Source organism: Tritonibacter horizontis (assembly GCF_001518015.1).
In the GTDB taxonomy this organism is placed as follows: Bacteria; Pseudomonadota; Alphaproteobacteria; order Rhodobacterales; family Rhodobacteraceae; genus Epibacterium; species Epibacterium horizontis.
On record NZ_LPUY01000064.1, the window covers coordinates 15,092 to 29,200 of the forward strand.

A 14,109-nucleotide genomic window follows, 5' to 3' on the forward strand; every position below is an offset into this window, starting at 1 on the left:
AGCCCAGCGGACCATGCAGGTTTCCCCGCCCCCATCCCAAAGAAATGGCGACAGTCCGTTGACCGGTTATTCCGACACCCATAGCATTCCCGCCACACGCGCCGCTTGTGCAGCACCGGGGTCGCCCGGGCGCGCGGCCAGGGCCGCGGAGAACGCGCGCGGGAATGAGGACAGGCAATTGAGCGAACTTGCGCAACGACTTGGGGAGTGTGCGGCCGGGGACACCTCTGCGCTGCGGCGCTTGCTGGACAGTGAAGGACCGCGCCTGTTGGGGATCGCGCGCCGGATGCTGCGGCGGCAGGATCTGGCCGAGGATGCCGTGCAGGAATGCATTCTGACCATCTGGCGCAAAGCCAGACAATATGACCCCGCCAGAGGCAGCGCGCAGGGCTGGGTCACCACGATCCTGCGCAATCAATGCCTGACCATGCTCCGCAAGGAAAGTTGGGAAATTGCCACCGACGCCGACAGCCTCGACCGTCGACAGGATGAGACAATCGTGATGGACGCCTACAATCGACTGGATATCAACAGCGACCTGCGGCGCTGCCTGGACCGGCTCGATGCGCCCAAGCGGGTGGCGATCCTGCAGGCCTATGTGCTGGGCTATACCCATGGCGAGATTTCCGGTCGTCTCCAAGCCCCCCTCGGATCGGTAAAATCCTGGGTGCGGCGTGGCCTGAGCAGCCTGCGGGAGTGCCTGTCATGACAGAGGAACGCACGCTTCAGGATCGGGCGATGGAATTGGCGCTTGGCCTGGCCGAAGACGCTGAGGTGGCAGAACTTGAAGCCCGCGCCCAACGCGAGCCCGAGGTCGCCGCCGCGCTGGAGCACGCCCGGGCCCGGCTGTCCGAACTCGACGATACGGCGACGGATCTGGCGCTCCCGGCCGGGCTGTGGGACCGCATTTCCGCACGGTTGGACGCGGCGGCAGCCGAGGCAGACGAAACGATTGTCCTCGGGCCGGAATTCGATGCGGAAACCCATGCGGTCGTGCCGACGGCGGACCCAGCGGTCAGCGTGCCCTTTGGCCCGCGCCACTGGTTTCTGGCGGCCTGTACCGGGCTTGCGGCATCGCTGGTGCTGGCCGTGGCGCTTGGCTGGGCCATGTTGACCCGCCCCGACCCCAGCGTGATCGCGGTCCTGATCAACGACATGGGCGAAGCTGTGGCACTGATCGAAGGCACCGAGGAGAACTACACCCGCGTGACCCTGCTCGGCCCCGCCCCGGTTCCCGACGGTCAGGTCATGCAGGTCTGGACCAAACCCCAAGCAGACGGGCCGCCGGTGTCACTGGGCCTGCTGGCGGACAATCGCGGCACCGCGCTGGATGTCAACGGCCTGCCCCCGCCGGGTCCGATGCAGCTCTACGAGATCACCTTTGAACAGGATGGAGGATCGCCCAGCGGGCTTCCCACCGGGCCGATCCATGGCAAGGGACTGGCGAAAATCCCGCTGTGAGCGGGGCTGGTGCCGTGACGCCGAAAAAAACCTGTGCCGCGAAGACCCTCGTGCAAACGAAAAAGGGAGCGCCAAGACGCTCCCCTTTTCTCACCTTGTCCCTGTCAGACTGCGGCGATCGGATCAGGCTGCCGCTTTGATCGGCTTGGCCTGGGTGGGCGCCTGGCGCCCCTCAACAAGCTGCTTGTGCAGCGCGCTGATAACCGGTTTCAGGTCTTCTCTTTCGACGATGAACTGCACATCGACGCTGCGCGGCCCCTGCGACGCGCCGAGGCTGGCAAGCCCCACATCCGCGATGGCCTGAAGACCCCGTGTCAGCACCGAAAGCCCTTTGAGATCGCGCCCGATGGCCGAGGCCATGGACAACAACCGCGCCGAGATTTCCGCATTGGGATAGATCCGCGCCAGATCTTTTTCCACCCGCTTCATCACCGTCAGTGAGGTATCGAGATAGTGGGTGATGGTGTTGGCGTTGGAGGTCTTGGAGACGATCCGCACATCATGGCGGGTCAGAACCTCCAGGATCGACGCATCATAGCCCTTCACCCCGACCATGTCCTGCTCGAAGAGTTCCAGCGCGATGATGTCCAGACCGGTGATCATTTCCACCGCAGGCGTATCGGCCGGCTTGTCGTCGATCAGCGTCCCCGGATCGTCAGGCTCAAAGGCGTTGGTCACGCGCAGCGGCACATCCGCCTGGCGCAATGTCTTGGCCGCCTTGGGGTGGATCGCCTCCATCCCCATGTTCGACATCTGGTCGGCCACATCATAGTTGGTATGGCCCAGCTTGCGCGCAACACCTTCGCCCACCAGTTTCGGGTCGGCAGAGGACAGGTGGAATTCCTTGTGAATGATCGCCTCCGACGCGCCGGTAAGGGCGGCCAGGCAGGAAAACGTCACCTCGGAATAACCCCGGTCAAATTCCCGCATCAGGCCTTCTGCACATTGCGCATAACCCGTGACAATCGGCATCTCGGTGGTGGTATCGACATCTTCCAAGGCTTGGGAAATGCGCTGTTCCAGCGTCACATCGCCCTCGTCCCGCCACCCGGAGAGATCGACAAACCGCGCATTGACGCCGGATCGCTGCAACAACAGCGCGGTCACAAAGGCGGAATGCGCCTCCCCGAGACCGGAAAGCAGCTCGCGGATCTGCAGCATATGTTCGGCCAGCCGGAAGTGGCCGTAGCTGCACAGCCGCTGCAAGTCGATCAGGCAGTTGCGGGCGCCCTCGATCCGTTCGGCCACAAAGGCATCCGCCTGGGCCACATCGCCGGCATTGTCCAGCACCGCCTTATGCGCGCTGCGCATTTCCTCGCCAACGCGGGACAGCGCGTCATGCCAGCCATGGTCGGTATCCGCATCAGCAAAGCGGCCATAGACGCCCGGCTCGCCGGTTTTCTTGTGTTCCAGCAAGAGGTTGGTGATGCCACCAAAGGCGGACACCACAAAGACGCGACCGTAGAGATCCTTGCCCTTGCGGTCGCTGACGAACAGCGCATCCACCAGTTCATTCACGCGGGACATCGAGGTCCCGCCAATTTTTTCAACGGTATGTGTCATGTTTCACCTAGACCTCAGGCCAGTTCCTCCGCCGGGGCATAGGAGCCATCCTCGCGGTGGACCTCCGTGCCCGTCACCGGCGGATTGAAGCAGCAGGCCATGTGCAGCTCTTCTTCGGCGCGCAGGATATGCTTGTCATGCAGGTTCAGCGCATACATGACGCCGGGCTTGATCTCGTGCGTCTCGCCCGTGGCGATATCGGTGATCGAGCCTTTGCCTTTCATGCAATAGACGCTTTCGAAGTGGTGCTTGTAGTGGAACTGATGCTCCGAGCCCGCTTCCAGCACGGTGATGTGGAACGAGAACCCCATCCCATCGTCTGCAAGCAGCATGCGGGTCGAGGTCCAGCGCGCATCGGCAACGGTGCGGTCGGTTTTCATCAGTTCATTGAAATCGCGTACGATCATGGGTCTAAAACTCCGGTCTTCGAATTATTGTGCTGCGAACTTGGTGCGCGCGGCCACGTCGCGGGCAGCGGCACTCAGGATTGCGAACCCTTCGCAGAAAACGGCTTCGGTCGTTGTGATCGGAGCCAGGATCTTGACCACCTCGTCGCGCGGGCCGGAGGTTTCGACAACCAGACCCAGCTCGTAGGCGCGGGCACAGATCTCGCCTGCCAGCTCGCCAGAGCCGACATCGACGCCCTGCATCAGGCCCCGGCCCTTGAGGGTCGCTCCGGGGATATGGCTGGCGACTTCCTGCAGTGCACTGGTCACCAGTTCTGCCTTGCGGGTCAGCTCGGTCTGGAACGCGTCATCGGCCCAGAATTTCTCGATCGCAACGCGGGCGGTCACAAAGGCATGGGTGTTGCCCCGGAATGTGCCGTTGTGCTCGGCCGGGCCAAAGATGTCATGCTCGGGACGGACCAGAACCAAGGCCATCGGCAGGCCGAAGCCGGACACCGATTTCGCCATCGTCACCAGATCCGGTGTGACGCCCATTTCCTCGAAGGAGAAAAAGGTCCCCGTGCGGCCACACCCAGCCTGGATATCGTCGATGATCAGCAGCGCGCCGTGATCCCGGGCGATTTTTTCGATCTTCTTGACCCAGGTGGCGGAGGCGGCGTTGAGACCGCCCTCGCCCTGAACGGTTTCAAACATGATCGCCGCAGGGGCGTCGATGCCACCCGACGGGTCCGACAGCATCTTGTCCAGCAAGGCGGCGCTGTCCAGGCCTTCGGCATAGCCGTCAAATGGCATGCGGGTGACGCCCGCCTTGTCCATCCCGGCGCCGCCCCGGTGGTAGCCATTCCCCGTTGCCGCCAGCGCCCCCATGGTCACGCCATGGAACCCGTTGGTGAAGGAAATGATATTGGTGCGCCCCGTGACCTTGCGCGCGATTTTCATCGCCGCTTCCACCGCGTTGGCACCGGTCGGGCCGGTAAACATGACCCGATGGTCCATGTTGCGCGGGGCCAGGATCAGATCGTTGAACGCATGCAGGAACGCCTCTTTCGCCTCGGTGTGAAAGTCGAGCCCATGGGTGATGCCATCCTTCAGGATATGCTCCACCAGAGCGTCTTTCATGTCCGGGTCGTTGTGGCCGTAGTTCAGCGACGAACAGCCAGCCAGAAAGTCGATGTAGCGGGTGCCGTCGTCAGTGAACAGCTCGGAGCCGCGCGCCGTATCAAAGGAGGCGGTGAACGAACGGCAGTAGGAGCGTGCATTGCTTTCGCGGCGCTCATAAATTGATGTCTCTTTTGCCATGTCTTTGGGCATGGGGAAATCCTTTCCGGATTGGAAAACTTTGAATGGGGGGAAGGGGGAGATCAGGCCGCGCGTTGCATCGCCTTGACGTTTCCGTCGAGGGTGATCGTCACCATGTGTTCCGTGTCATGCGCGCCGTCGAAATGGGTCTCTTTTTCGAAATGCGGCTCATCGCGCAATTCGCCACCGATATCACGGGCGAAGCTGCGAAAGAGACCCCAGGAGGCCGCATTGTCTTTGGTGATGGTTGTCTTCAGCAGGGCGGCGTCACGCACCTCTTTGCGCGCCGTCAGCGCGGACAGCATACGCTTGCCCAAGCCAAGGCCGCGCGCGGCTTCACCCACCGCAACCTGCCAGACAAAAAACGCGTCATCACCTGGAATCATATGGCCAGAGATCCAGCCCACGATTTCATCGTCGAGTTCCGCGACAATACAGGTGTCGCGGAAATGATCCGCCTGGATCAAATTAGCATACATGGAGTTACGGTCGAGCGGCTCGCTGGCCTTGACAAGCTCCCAGATTGCGGCCCCGTCCGTCGCATTTGGTTTGCGCAGAAAGGGCTGACGCGTTCGGGGTTTAGATGTCTCGGTCTGCATGATGTCTTTGGGCATCGCTCTGTGTCTCCAAGTTTCGTTCGCCTTTCTAAGTATAGTACAGATGTAAAAACTTCAAGAACCTGAGCAATATTATTCCCCGATCAGGTAGTATTTTATATTCTAACAACTTTTTCCATTCGCAAGCCGAATTATCAAGGGTGATCTATTCTTCACATCCTGCGCATATCGCCCCGTTACTTAGCCCATTGAAGGATTTGGGGTTTCGTGGCATTTTACACCGCCATGACTGATCAACCGCGTGACCGAACAGATGACAGCCTGATCGCGCTCAGACGTATTCTGCGCGCAACAGAGCTGTATTCCCGCAACCTGGCGCAGGCCTCCGGCCTGACGCCGGCGCAGTTGCGCGTGCTTCAGATTCTGGCGTCACAGGGCGGCAGCGCAACACCCAAGGCGCTGGCGCAACGGATGGGGGTCGCGCAGGCGACGGTCACATCACTCGTGGACAAGATTGTCTCGCGGGGGATGGCCACCCGCATGCGGTCCGAAGCGGATCGGCGACAGACCAATGTGGTCCTAAACCCCAGCGGCCAGGAAGCGGTCATCGCCGCGCCGGATGCGCTGCAACAGCGCTATGTCCGCGCCTTTGAAAAACTGAAGGATTGGGAGCAGGCTCAGCTTTTGGCATCGCTGGAGCGTGTCGCCGCGATGCTGGACGCGGATGACATTGACGCCGCACCGGTTTTGACCACCGGCGAGATCAAGATGGGCGACCGTCTGACGTAATTACGCGCCAAGGGCCGCAACCGGGAAGCGCCTGCCAGCAAGTGCTGTCACCCCTGCCGTTGCGCGCCCTGCCCCGCCACTCAGCCCTGCTGCGACCAAGCACACCGCCTCCCGCGATCAATCACGACGACCTGTGACCCACTTCGCAGCGATGCCGCAAGCGCCCTGTGCGCGCACCAAGGCCTGAACGACGACAAACAAAGGGCGTCAAACAAAAAGAGCACCCCGAAAGGTGCTCTCCGAATTCTTACGCAAAAACCGGTAAGGGCTTATGCCAGTGCGAGGTTGCTCGCGGATTCACGTCCGTCACGGCCGCTTTCGATGTCGAAAGTGACAGCTTGACCATCGTCGAGCTGCTGGATGCCAGCGCGCTCAAGAGCAGAGATGTGGACGAAAACGTCGCGCGATCCATGCTCGGGTGCGATAAAACCAAAACCTTTTTGGGAATTGAACCATTTCACGGTGCCATTAGCCATCGTGTCGTCTCCTAGAAAAATGCTACCCACACAACGCGATAGCCCGGCCTAGTGTCATCATAGGAACAACTGGGCCGTGAGGAAACAGAAGGTCGTAAGAAGAAGCTTAGCCCCCCCTAGATGGGCCGTATGCAGGCAAAACACAAGCCCCAAAACCGGATCTTCGGTTATTTCTCCGCGAATTCGTACTGGGACGGTGTCCGGGACAGGGTGTTGGCCCTGCCCTCGGCACACCCATTCAGGCCGCAGCGAGACCGGCATAACAATCTGAAACAAAGTACTAAATTCCGATTTTACTCAGGAGGATCCCCACCATTGCCCCGTCGCCAAGCTCGGGACGCCTGGTATCATCGGCGCAGCGGCACAGCCACGCCCCCTTTTGTCCTGTCGCCCTGATTTCCCGGCGCACACAGGTCGCGAGGCCACAACTTCTGACTGAAAACCAGCCCCCCAGCCCCGTGATCCGGCCCCCACGGCCTCGACGGGGCGCGCCAACGCACCAAGGGCAGGATGGTTCCATACCACCCCGGCAAGCGGCGGATTTTTGCCAACCAGAATCAAGAGACTTGGCAGGCACACGTTCTTGAAACAAAGTTTCGGAAAATCACAAAATCACGGACAGTTGAGATCGCTTTGCAAAATTTTAGACGAATTTTTCGCCGGAAGCCCATGCTGAGCGGGCTTATGCTGTGTGCAGTTCTGGGCCTGACGGCCTGCGGCGAAATGCCGAACGGCAACGAGAGCGCCATTGATCCCCACCGCCGTGCCTTTGCCGTCAGCGAAGCGCAGAACCTTCAGGCGCGCGGGGCACGGGTCTGGTGCGTCCCATTCGCACGCAACCTGTCCGGTGTCGAAATTCGCGGCAACGCCAAAACCTGGTGGGGCAAGGCGCAGGATGAATTTCAGGTCAGCAAGACCCCCACTGTCGGCGCCGTGATGGCCTTTAGCGCCACGTCCTCGATGCCACTTGGCCATGTGGCCGTAGTCTCCGAGCTGGTGTCAGACCGCATGATGCGCGTCGATCACGCCAATTGGCACCGCAACAAGGTTTCACTCGGCATGAATGTTATTGATGTCTCGGCCGAGAATGACTGGTCGAAAGTGCGCCTGGAAAGCAATCCCGGTGCCTATGGAAGCGTTTATCCCATCACCGGGTTCATTCGTCCAAACGCCTGATCATAAGGCCGAAACTTGCAAGTGCCGCCAGCCCCCTTGGCGGTTCATTGCCCGCACGGGTCGGAGCTTCCCTGCCCGGCGTCCCCCCCCCGGCCCGGTGCACATATGGGTAACAAAGTCGGCTCTTTATGGCTGCAACTTTCCTCTACGTGCGGTAAATCACATTCATGTGAGGATCCTCCCGCTATATCGGCAGCGAGGCAGGGCGTGTCTTTCGCCCGGAGAAGGCAGGTTGGAGGTCGAAGGGCAATGAAGAACAACATTCTGATCGTCGAAGATGACGCGGCACTGGCCGGCCTGCTCGCACAGGTGCTGCGAGACAATGGACTGGACGTTCGAATAGCCGCCGATGGCCGCGAGATGGACGCCCACCTGCGGGCCGCCCCCGCCGATCTGATCATTCTGGATATCATGCTGCCCGGCGAGGATGGGTTCAGCCTCTGCCGTCGGCTACGGGCAGAGACCACGGTGCCGATCATCATCCTCTCCGCGCTGGGAGAAGAGACCGACCGGATCGTTGGTCTGGAGATTGGCGCCGACGATTATGTGACCAAGCCATTCAGCCCGCGTGAGGTTCTGGCCCGGGTCCGCAGCCTGATGCGCAGGACGTCCTATGGCGTGGTTCCAGGGTCGTCGGGGCCCTTGCGCTTTGATGGCTGGCGCGTTGATCCGGTCCGCAGGCAGGTCCATGGCCCGGATCATGCACGGGTTTCCATGACAACTGCGGAGTTTGATCTGTTGCTTGGGTTCTGCCGCAATCCCGGACGCATTCTGTCGCGAGAAGAGCTGCTGTCGCTCACCCATGCCGGGTTGGCAGGCCCGGTCGCCCGCAGTGTCGACGTGCATGTCAGCCGCCTGCGTCAGAAGATCGAAGACAATCCGAAAGACCCGAAATACGTGCTGACGGTGCGGTTGGGCGGCTATCTCTTCACCCCGGCCGTCAGCGCGACATGAGGGTTCTAAACCTGATCTGGCCGCATTCCATCCGTCGCCAGATGATGGCGATTATTCTTTGTGCGGTGGTGTTTGCTTCCCTTGCCGGCGATTTTACGGCAAACGCGCTCAAGAACATGCATATGGGGCCGATGGGGGTGGAGGATTACACCTTCGCGATGACCTCCGTGGCGCGCATGGTCGAGTCGCTGCCGACGCAGGCGCGTGCGGAAAACCTCGAAAAATGGCGCGAGATCGGAATAGATGTAACGCTGATTTCGGCCAAGGAAGCCATCGAAATGGCACGCGCGCCGACCCTCTGGGCCCGGCTGAGTGCATGGCTGCGACAAGTGCCTGAAACGCTCTCGCCCGGATTTGATATCGTTCAGACCCACGACGCGACGGTGCTGACCTATCCCATCAGTGACCAGCAAGTGCTCGTTTTCGCTCCCCCGGTGCATTCCCTGCTGGATGACGGCACCATCCATTACCTGGCCGCCGCCAGTGCCTTGGTGCTCGGGTTCTCCGTTTTGGCTGTGCGAGGGATCGCGGCGCCGGTGCGGCATATGGCCGGGGTAATGAAGGCGACTGACAGTTTTTTGGCGAGCGATCAACCGATCCCGGAAAACGGCCCCCGCGAGATTCGTGAACTGGCGCGGGGCATGAACGACCTGCGTGGCCGCATCCGGGCGTTGCTCGAAGCGCGCACCGCGATGTTGCGCAATGTCAGCCACGATCTGCGCACCCCATTGACCCGCCTGCGCCTGCGTCTTGACCGGATCGAAGACCCGAGCCTGCGCAACTCAGCGTTGCAGGACCTGCGGCAAATCGACGATATGATCGACACGACGCTGGAGTACCTGCGGGTCGGTCCCGCCCCATCCTGTTTCGAGCGCAGCGACATTGCCAGCCTGCTGCAAACAATCTGCGCTGACTTTGCCGATACCGGCGCGATCATCCACTACACAGGCCCCCGGCACCTTGTCGCGGAGTGTTCCGTGAACGACCTGACGCGGGCGATCAACAACTTTTGCGAAAACGGGTTGAAATTCGGCACTTCGGTCCGCGTCACGGCGGCCTTGCAGGGGGCAGAGGTCCTCATCGACATCGCCGATGATGGTCCCGGCATTCCCGTCGATCTGCGCGAGGACATGCTGCAGCCCTTTGTCAAAATGGATCTGGCGCGCGGCTCTGCCGGTTTTGGCCTCGGGCTGTCCATCGCCGCCGAAATCATCGCGCGGCACAACGGGGTGCTGGAGCTTTTGCAGAACGAGCCAAAAGGCCTTTTGGTGCGTGTCCGCCTGCCGCAAACACAATCACCGGCTAGAATGGCGTGATCAGCGCACCCGAGGATCAGGCCGACACGAGGGGGCGCCCGCGACGCCCCCTGCCACACAAGATCCTAGAACCGGTAGCCGACAGCGACCACCACACTCGGCTGGACATCATCCAGAACGATAGGGCTGTCGGCAGCGTCGCCGAGCAGCTTTCCAACGGCCATCTCGCCCCGCAGCAACCAATGATCGCCCAGCAGATAGGTGGCTCCCAGACCGATATCGACACGGTGCAGGCCCGCGCCCGCTTCATACACGCTATAGCCACTCGCCGCCGCATCCGCCGCCGAGATCCCGAAATAGGCCCCCATGTATTTGCTGTCCGACACCGTCGCGGCGGCACTGGCATGGATCGAGAAACGCGCGTTGAGATGTTTCCTGGTGCGAAGACCCAGCTCCAGTGTGGTGCCGTCAGAGCCACCTAGGGAGTGTTCCAGCTCCGCAAAGGCAGCAACCTCGCCCAGCGAAAACGCCCCCAGGTCATAGTCAAAATTTGCACCAATCCGAGCCGCGCCTTCAATTGTCGCCAGCCCGTCCAGCATACCGGAATCGATATCCTCCGGATCGCGCCCGCCGTCATAGCCCAACGTCAGCCCAAGCGCGGCCGAAGGCCCGCGCCACAGCTGGTACTCCAACGCCTCCGGGCCAAACCGGAACCGGCCATACTGCAACATGACAAACGGCACCGGCACAACTTCGGTTTCATCGCTGCCTTCATACCTCGGCTGATAGATGGCGCCGCCCCCCAGGACCACCCGCCATTCCGGGGATGCCCCTGCCGTGGGGGTTTCGTCAGATTGCGCCTCGGCATATCCGGTGGTCAGCGCGAGGGCTGCAAATGCTGCGGTTCTGTTCAACATGTTCATTTCAAACTCTATCAGTAGGTCCGTCCCGTCCCTGTCTTCCCACAGCGCGATGTCATCGAATGTGTGGGTGTGATAAGAAATGTTTCAACCTGAGCGGTCGGCGAAAAGACGCCCGCGCAGGGGATGCGCGGGCGTCCATCGTTTTGAGGATCAGAAAATGCGCCGGGCGGGCCCGACCGGAGGCAGGCTAGCCTTTGACACCGGCCGAGATCATCACCGCCTCTGTCACGCGTTTCTGGAACAGCAGATACCCGATGATCACCGGTGCGGCGGCCAGCAGCGCCAGTGCCATCATTCTTGCATAGGCCACCCCGAAGTTGTCGTTCACCTGGGTGATCCCCACCGGGATTGTCATCATGTCTTCGCTGGTCACAACGAGGAAGGGCCAGAAGAAATTGTTCCACGCCGAAATGAAGGTGATGATGGCCAGGGCCGCCGTAATGCCCCAGTTGAGCGGGAGGTAGAGTTTGAACAGCAGCACAAATTCGCCGCCACCATCCAGCAGGACTGCCTCGCGCATTTCCTTGGGGATGGCGTCAAAGAACTGCTTGTAGACGATGACGACCACCGGCACGATCAGCTGCGGCAGAATGATCCCCCACCAGGTGTTCACCAGGTTCATGTCGCTCATCAGGATAAACTGCGCCACGTAGAGCGCCGGAACCGGCACCATGAAACTGGCCACCACCAGAAGATACAACGCCCGGCGGCCGGGAAAGCTCAGCTGGGACAGCGCATAGGCACACATCATGCCGATGACCAGCACGATGGCCGTGATGATCAGCGAGGTGCCGACAGAATTCAGATACCACATCGGCAGTTTGGAATTCGACAGGACGGCAGCGTAGGCAGAGAAATTCAGCTCGTCGAGCAGGATACCAGTGTTGGCAATAATGCGGTTTTCGCTGCGCAGCGACGTGGTCAGCGCCCAGTAGAGCGGAAAGATCCAGATCGCACCGGCAATCAGAACGATGCCGGAAAAGGCGATATTGCGGGCGTGTTTCGCGGTCATTTGCGGCCTCCCATGCGCAGCAGCTGGAATTGCAGCACCGAAACGATGACAATGACCAGGAACAGGACCATCGCAATCGCAGAGGCATAGCCACCGTGATTGAGCTGGAACGCCTCGCGGTACATCTGCATCAGCACCACATAGGACTGGTTGAACGGGCCACCGTTGGACAGCAGATAGACCTGGTCAAACAGTTTGAGTTGCAGGATCAGCTGTAGCGTCAGCACCAATGCCGTCACCGGCCAGAGCAAGGGCCAGGTGATCCGCCAGAACCGCTGCCAGGGCGTGGCCCCGTCCAGCGCTGCCGCCTCGTATAGATCGGGCGAGATATTGCGCAGGCCGGCAATCAGCAACAGCACGTTGAACCCATTGGTCCACCAGATTGTCACCACCGCGATCATCGGCATCACCCAATGCGGGTTCTTGAAGACAGGAACCGCCTTGCCGGTCACCGCCATGATCAAGGGCTGCAGGACACCGAACTGGAAATCCAGCATCCAGGACCAGATCATCGTCACCACCGACACCGGCAGCACATATGGCAGAAAGAACAGCGTCAGAGCCAGAGCCTGCATACGGCCCCTAAGCTTGCTGACAGTCAGCGCGATCAGCAGCGCGATCACCGTCGTCGGAATCACGGTCAGCAAGACAAAGTAGAGGTTGTTCCAAAGCGAGGTGAAAAACAGCTTGTCGCTCAGCAACTTGGTATAATTTGCAAGCCCCACCCAGTCGCCTTCGCCGATCAATGGCGCATTGGTGAAACTGAGGGCTACAACCTTGTAGGTTGGGTAGAGAAAGAACACCGCAAAGACGATCACAAATGGGGCGATCAACAGGATCGCAGCCCTCAATTCGCGACGGCGGCGGTTCGCTATAGACATGACGGCCTCCCGGACCCATCGGTGTGGTGCCGGAGGTATGACAGGCATACCCCCGGCCAGGACATGATCAATCCAGCAGGGACTGAAGTTGATCCTTCATCTGTCCAGCGGCCTCTTCCGGGCTGAGGAAGCCATGAACCGCAGGCGCGATCAGGTTGTCGACCGCATCGTAGATGGGCGAGCCAACGCCGGCAATTTTCGACCGGGGGTCAAAGGCTGCGTTGTTCGCCAGCGACGCATAGGTCGCGTTGGGTTGCAGGGTTGCGTATTCCGAACTGTCCACGGTCGGCTTATAAGCCGGAATATGACCCGCACCGGCCCAGGCGAGGGAGTGTTTCTCCATCCAGCCGATGATCGTCAGCACCGCGTCGCGGGTTTCCTGGCTCATATCGTCATCGTTCGGGATCGCAAAGGCGTGGGAATCCGCCCAGGTGGCCGGGCTGTCGAGCAGCTGCGGCACTTCGTTGGCGAACCATTCATAGCCAAGCGTGTCTGCCTCGGCGCTGTCTTTGAAGGTGGGAACTTCCCAGACGCCATTGATGTGCAACACCGACCGCTTGCCCGAGAACAGACCCACCGAAGCCTCATAGGACGCCTGTTCGGGGATCAACCCGGCGGCGCGCCAATCGGCGAGAACCTGAATTGATTTGACAGCCTTGTCCATGTTGTCGCCGGCCAGAACCTCACCATCGGTGAGCATCTCGCCGCCCTGCTGCCGCAGCAGCGTATAGAACATGCGCCAGGTGCCACCGCCCCCTTCGGACTGAAAGCTCAACGGATCAGAGAAACCGTTGTCCTTGGCCCAGGTCAGCAACCCGGTCATATCCTCGACCGAACTGAGATTGGTCAGGTTGCCGTCGGCATCAATCCATTCCGTGCCTTCCAGCGCGGTGCGGTTGTAGTAAGTCACCACCGCGTGGATGTCGAAAGGGATTGCCATCAGCGCGCCATCATCGGTGGAGGCTGCGGTGATCGTTGCCTCGAAGAAATCGCTGGTCGACAGGCCTGCGGTTTCCAGATCTTCGGCCGTGATGGGTGACAACACGCCCTCTTCCAGCGCCAGCGGCAGGCGGGACAGATGGTAGGTCATGATGTCAGGCCCCTGCCCGACCGCAACCGCCGTCCGCACCTTGGTGTAGAAGGGCAGACCCCATTCCAGCGTCGTGGCGCTGATCTGGATGTCGGGGTGTTCGTCATTGAACTGTTCGATCAGGGCTTTCATCCGCACCCCGTCGCCGCCGCCGAGAAAGTCCCACCACTCCACGTCGACCTGGGCCCATGTCGGGCCGGCAAGCACAGTGGCCAATGCGGTTGCAGCGGCTAGTTTTCCGATTTTATGTTTCATTTTCAGTCCT

Annotated in this window: 15 protein-coding genes; 6 read left to right on the forward strand and 9 right to left on the reverse strand. The window is 60.7% G+C overall.

What is annotated here, in order from left to right:
• Window positions 1–178: 178 nt before the first annotated feature.
• On the forward strand, window positions 179–709 hold the full coding sequence (locus tag TRIHO_RS10840) for a sigma-70 family RNA polymerase sigma factor (RefSeq protein WP_068243128.1): 531 nt from the start codon (window positions 179–181) through the stop codon (window positions 707–709).
• On the forward strand, window positions 706–1,461 hold the full coding sequence (locus TRIHO_RS10845) for an anti-sigma factor (RefSeq protein WP_068243131.1): 756 nt from the start codon (window positions 706–708) through the stop codon (window positions 1,459–1,461). The genes TRIHO_RS10840 and TRIHO_RS10845 overlap by 4 nt, the downstream gene beginning before the upstream one ends.
• A gap of 123 nt (window positions 1,462–1,584) precedes the next feature.
• Here the strand turns inward: TRIHO_RS10845 and TRIHO_RS10850 are convergent, their stop codons facing one another.
• Genes TRIHO_RS10850 through ectA form a run of 4 tightly spaced genes read right to left on the reverse strand, consistent with a single transcriptional unit; the run spans window position 1,585 to window position 5,344 of the window.
• Window positions 1,585–3,024, reverse strand: a complete 1,440-nt coding sequence (locus TRIHO_RS10850) for an aspartate kinase (protein WP_068243134.1) — start codon at window positions 3,022–3,024, stop codon at window positions 1,585–1,587.
• 14 nt (window positions 3,025–3,038) lie between these two features.
• Window positions 3,039–3,431: an ectoine synthase gene (locus TRIHO_RS10855; RefSeq protein WP_068243137.1), complete on the reverse strand. Its 393-nt coding sequence runs from the start codon at window positions 3,429–3,431 to the stop codon at window positions 3,039–3,041.
• A 24-nt stretch (window positions 3,432–3,455) separates the two neighbouring features.
• Window positions 3,456–4,742: a diaminobutyrate--2-oxoglutarate transaminase gene (gene ectB, locus TRIHO_RS10860; RefSeq protein WP_068243140.1), complete on the reverse strand. Its 1,287-nt coding sequence runs from the start codon at window positions 4,740–4,742 to the stop codon at window positions 3,456–3,458.
• Window positions 4,743–4,792: 50 nt separating this feature from the next.
• On the reverse strand, window positions 4,793–5,344 hold the full coding sequence (gene ectA / locus TRIHO_RS10865; RefSeq protein WP_068243144.1) for a diaminobutyrate acetyltransferase: 552 nt from the start codon (window positions 5,342–5,344) through the stop codon (window positions 4,793–4,795).
• Window positions 5,345–5,572: 228 nt separating this feature from the next.
• On the opposite strand from ectA, the gene TRIHO_RS10870 reads away from it, so the two are divergent.
• On the forward strand, window positions 5,573–6,076 hold the full coding sequence (locus TRIHO_RS10870; RefSeq protein ID WP_068243147.1) for a MarR family winged helix-turn-helix transcriptional regulator: 504 nt from the start codon (window positions 5,573–5,575) through the stop codon (window positions 6,074–6,076).
• 269 nt (window positions 6,077–6,345) lie between these two features.
• Here the strand turns inward: TRIHO_RS10870 and TRIHO_RS10875 are convergent, their stop codons facing one another.
• Window positions 6,346–6,552, reverse strand: a complete 207-nt coding sequence (locus TRIHO_RS10875; protein ID WP_068243151.1) for a cold-shock protein — start codon at window positions 6,550–6,552, stop codon at window positions 6,346–6,348.
• Window positions 6,553–7,221: 669 nt separating this feature from the next.
• Here TRIHO_RS10875 and TRIHO_RS10880 point away from each other — a divergent pair.
• The 3 genes from TRIHO_RS10880 (at window position 7,222) to TRIHO_RS10890 (ending at window position 9,998) form a co-directional block, all read left to right on the forward strand.
• Complete coding sequence (locus TRIHO_RS10880) at window positions 7,222–7,728, forward strand: CHAP domain-containing protein (protein ID WP_068243154.1); 507 nt, start codon at window positions 7,222–7,224, stop codon at window positions 7,726–7,728.
• A gap of 249 nt (window positions 7,729–7,977) precedes the next feature.
• Window positions 7,978–8,682, forward strand: coding sequence for a response regulator transcription factor (locus TRIHO_RS10885; RefSeq protein WP_068243157.1), 705 nt, complete (start codon window positions 7,978–7,980; stop codon window positions 8,680–8,682).
• Window positions 8,679–9,998: an ATP-binding protein gene (locus tag TRIHO_RS10890; protein WP_068243160.1), complete on the forward strand. Its 1,320-nt coding sequence runs from the start codon at window positions 8,679–8,681 to the stop codon at window positions 9,996–9,998. Before TRIHO_RS10885 ends, TRIHO_RS10890 begins: the two co-directional genes overlap by 4 nt.
• 65 nt (window positions 9,999–10,063) lie before the next feature.
• Here the strand turns inward: TRIHO_RS10890 and TRIHO_RS10895 are convergent, their stop codons facing one another.
• The 4 genes from TRIHO_RS10895 to TRIHO_RS10910 form a co-directional block, all read right to left on the reverse strand.
• Complete coding sequence (locus TRIHO_RS10895) at window positions 10,064–10,861, reverse strand: MipA/OmpV family protein (RefSeq protein ID WP_082705107.1); 798 nt, start codon at window positions 10,859–10,861, stop codon at window positions 10,064–10,066.
• Between the two features lie 187 nt (window positions 10,862–11,048).
• The gene (locus TRIHO_RS10900) at window positions 11,049–11,873 is read right to left on the reverse strand and encodes a carbohydrate ABC transporter permease (RefSeq protein WP_068243165.1); all 825 of its coding nucleotides are present in this window, start codon (window positions 11,871–11,873) and stop codon (window positions 11,049–11,051) included.
• Window positions 11,870–12,754 carry a carbohydrate ABC transporter permease gene (locus TRIHO_RS10905; protein WP_068243168.1) on the reverse strand — a complete coding sequence of 295 codons (885 nt, stop codon included), beginning with the start codon at window positions 12,752–12,754 and terminating at the stop codon, window positions 11,870–11,872. Before TRIHO_RS10905 ends, TRIHO_RS10900 begins: the two co-directional genes overlap by 4 nt.
• Window positions 12,755–12,821: 67 nt before the next feature.
• On the reverse strand, window positions 12,822–14,099 hold the full coding sequence (locus tag TRIHO_RS10910; RefSeq protein ID WP_068243170.1) for an extracellular solute-binding protein: 1,278 nt from the start codon (window positions 14,097–14,099) through the stop codon (window positions 12,822–12,824).
• Between the last annotated feature and the right edge of the window lie 10 nt (window positions 14,100–14,109).

What these genes read in the sequence shown, in the direction of transcription:
- ectA (WP_068243144.1), bottom strand. Translation starts at nt 5,344, where the DNA reads ATGCCCAAAGACATCATGCAGACCGAGACATCTAAACCCCGAACGCGT.
- TRIHO_RS10890 (WP_068243160.1), top strand. Translation starts at nt 8,679, where the DNA reads ATGAGGGTTCTAAACCTGATCTGGCCGCATTCCATCCGTCGCCAGATG.
- TRIHO_RS10900 (WP_068243165.1), bottom strand. Translation starts at nt 11,873, where the DNA reads ATGACCGCGAAACACGCCCGCAATATCGCCTTTTCCGGCATCGTTCTG.
- TRIHO_RS10895 (WP_082705107.1), bottom strand. Translation starts at nt 10,861, where the DNA reads ATGAACATGTTGAACAGAACCGCAGCATTTGCAGCCCTCGCGCTGACC.
- TRIHO_RS10850 (WP_068243134.1), bottom strand. Translation starts at nt 3,024, where the DNA reads ATGACACATACCGTTGAAAAAATTGGCGGGACCTCGATGTCCCGCGTG.
- TRIHO_RS10845 (WP_068243131.1), top strand. Translation starts at nt 706, where the DNA reads ATGACAGAGGAACGCACGCTTCAGGATCGGGCGATGGAATTGGCGCTT.
- ectB (WP_068243140.1), bottom strand. Translation starts at nt 4,742, where the DNA reads ATGCCCAAAGACATGGCAAAAGAGACATCAATTTATGAGCGCCGCGAA.
- TRIHO_RS10875 (WP_068243151.1), bottom strand. Translation starts at nt 6,552, where the DNA reads ATGGCTAATGGCACCGTGAAATGGTTCAATTCCCAAAAAGGTTTTGGT.
- TRIHO_RS10880 (WP_068243154.1), top strand. Translation starts at nt 7,222, where the DNA reads ATGCTGAGCGGGCTTATGCTGTGTGCAGTTCTGGGCCTGACGGCCTGC.
- TRIHO_RS10910 (WP_068243170.1), bottom strand. Translation starts at nt 14,099, where the DNA reads ATGAAACATAAAATCGGAAAACTAGCCGCTGCAACCGCATTGGCCACT.
- TRIHO_RS10870 (WP_068243147.1), top strand. Translation starts at nt 5,573, where the DNA reads ATGACTGATCAACCGCGTGACCGAACAGATGACAGCCTGATCGCGCTC.
- TRIHO_RS10855 (WP_068243137.1), bottom strand. Translation starts at nt 3,431, where the DNA reads ATGATCGTACGCGATTTCAATGAACTGATGAAAACCGACCGCACCGTT.
- TRIHO_RS10885 (WP_068243157.1), top strand. Translation starts at nt 7,978, where the DNA reads ATGAAGAACAACATTCTGATCGTCGAAGATGACGCGGCACTGGCCGGC.
- TRIHO_RS10905 (WP_068243168.1), bottom strand. Translation starts at nt 12,754, where the DNA reads ATGTCTATAGCGAACCGCCGCCGTCGCGAATTGAGGGCTGCGATCCTG.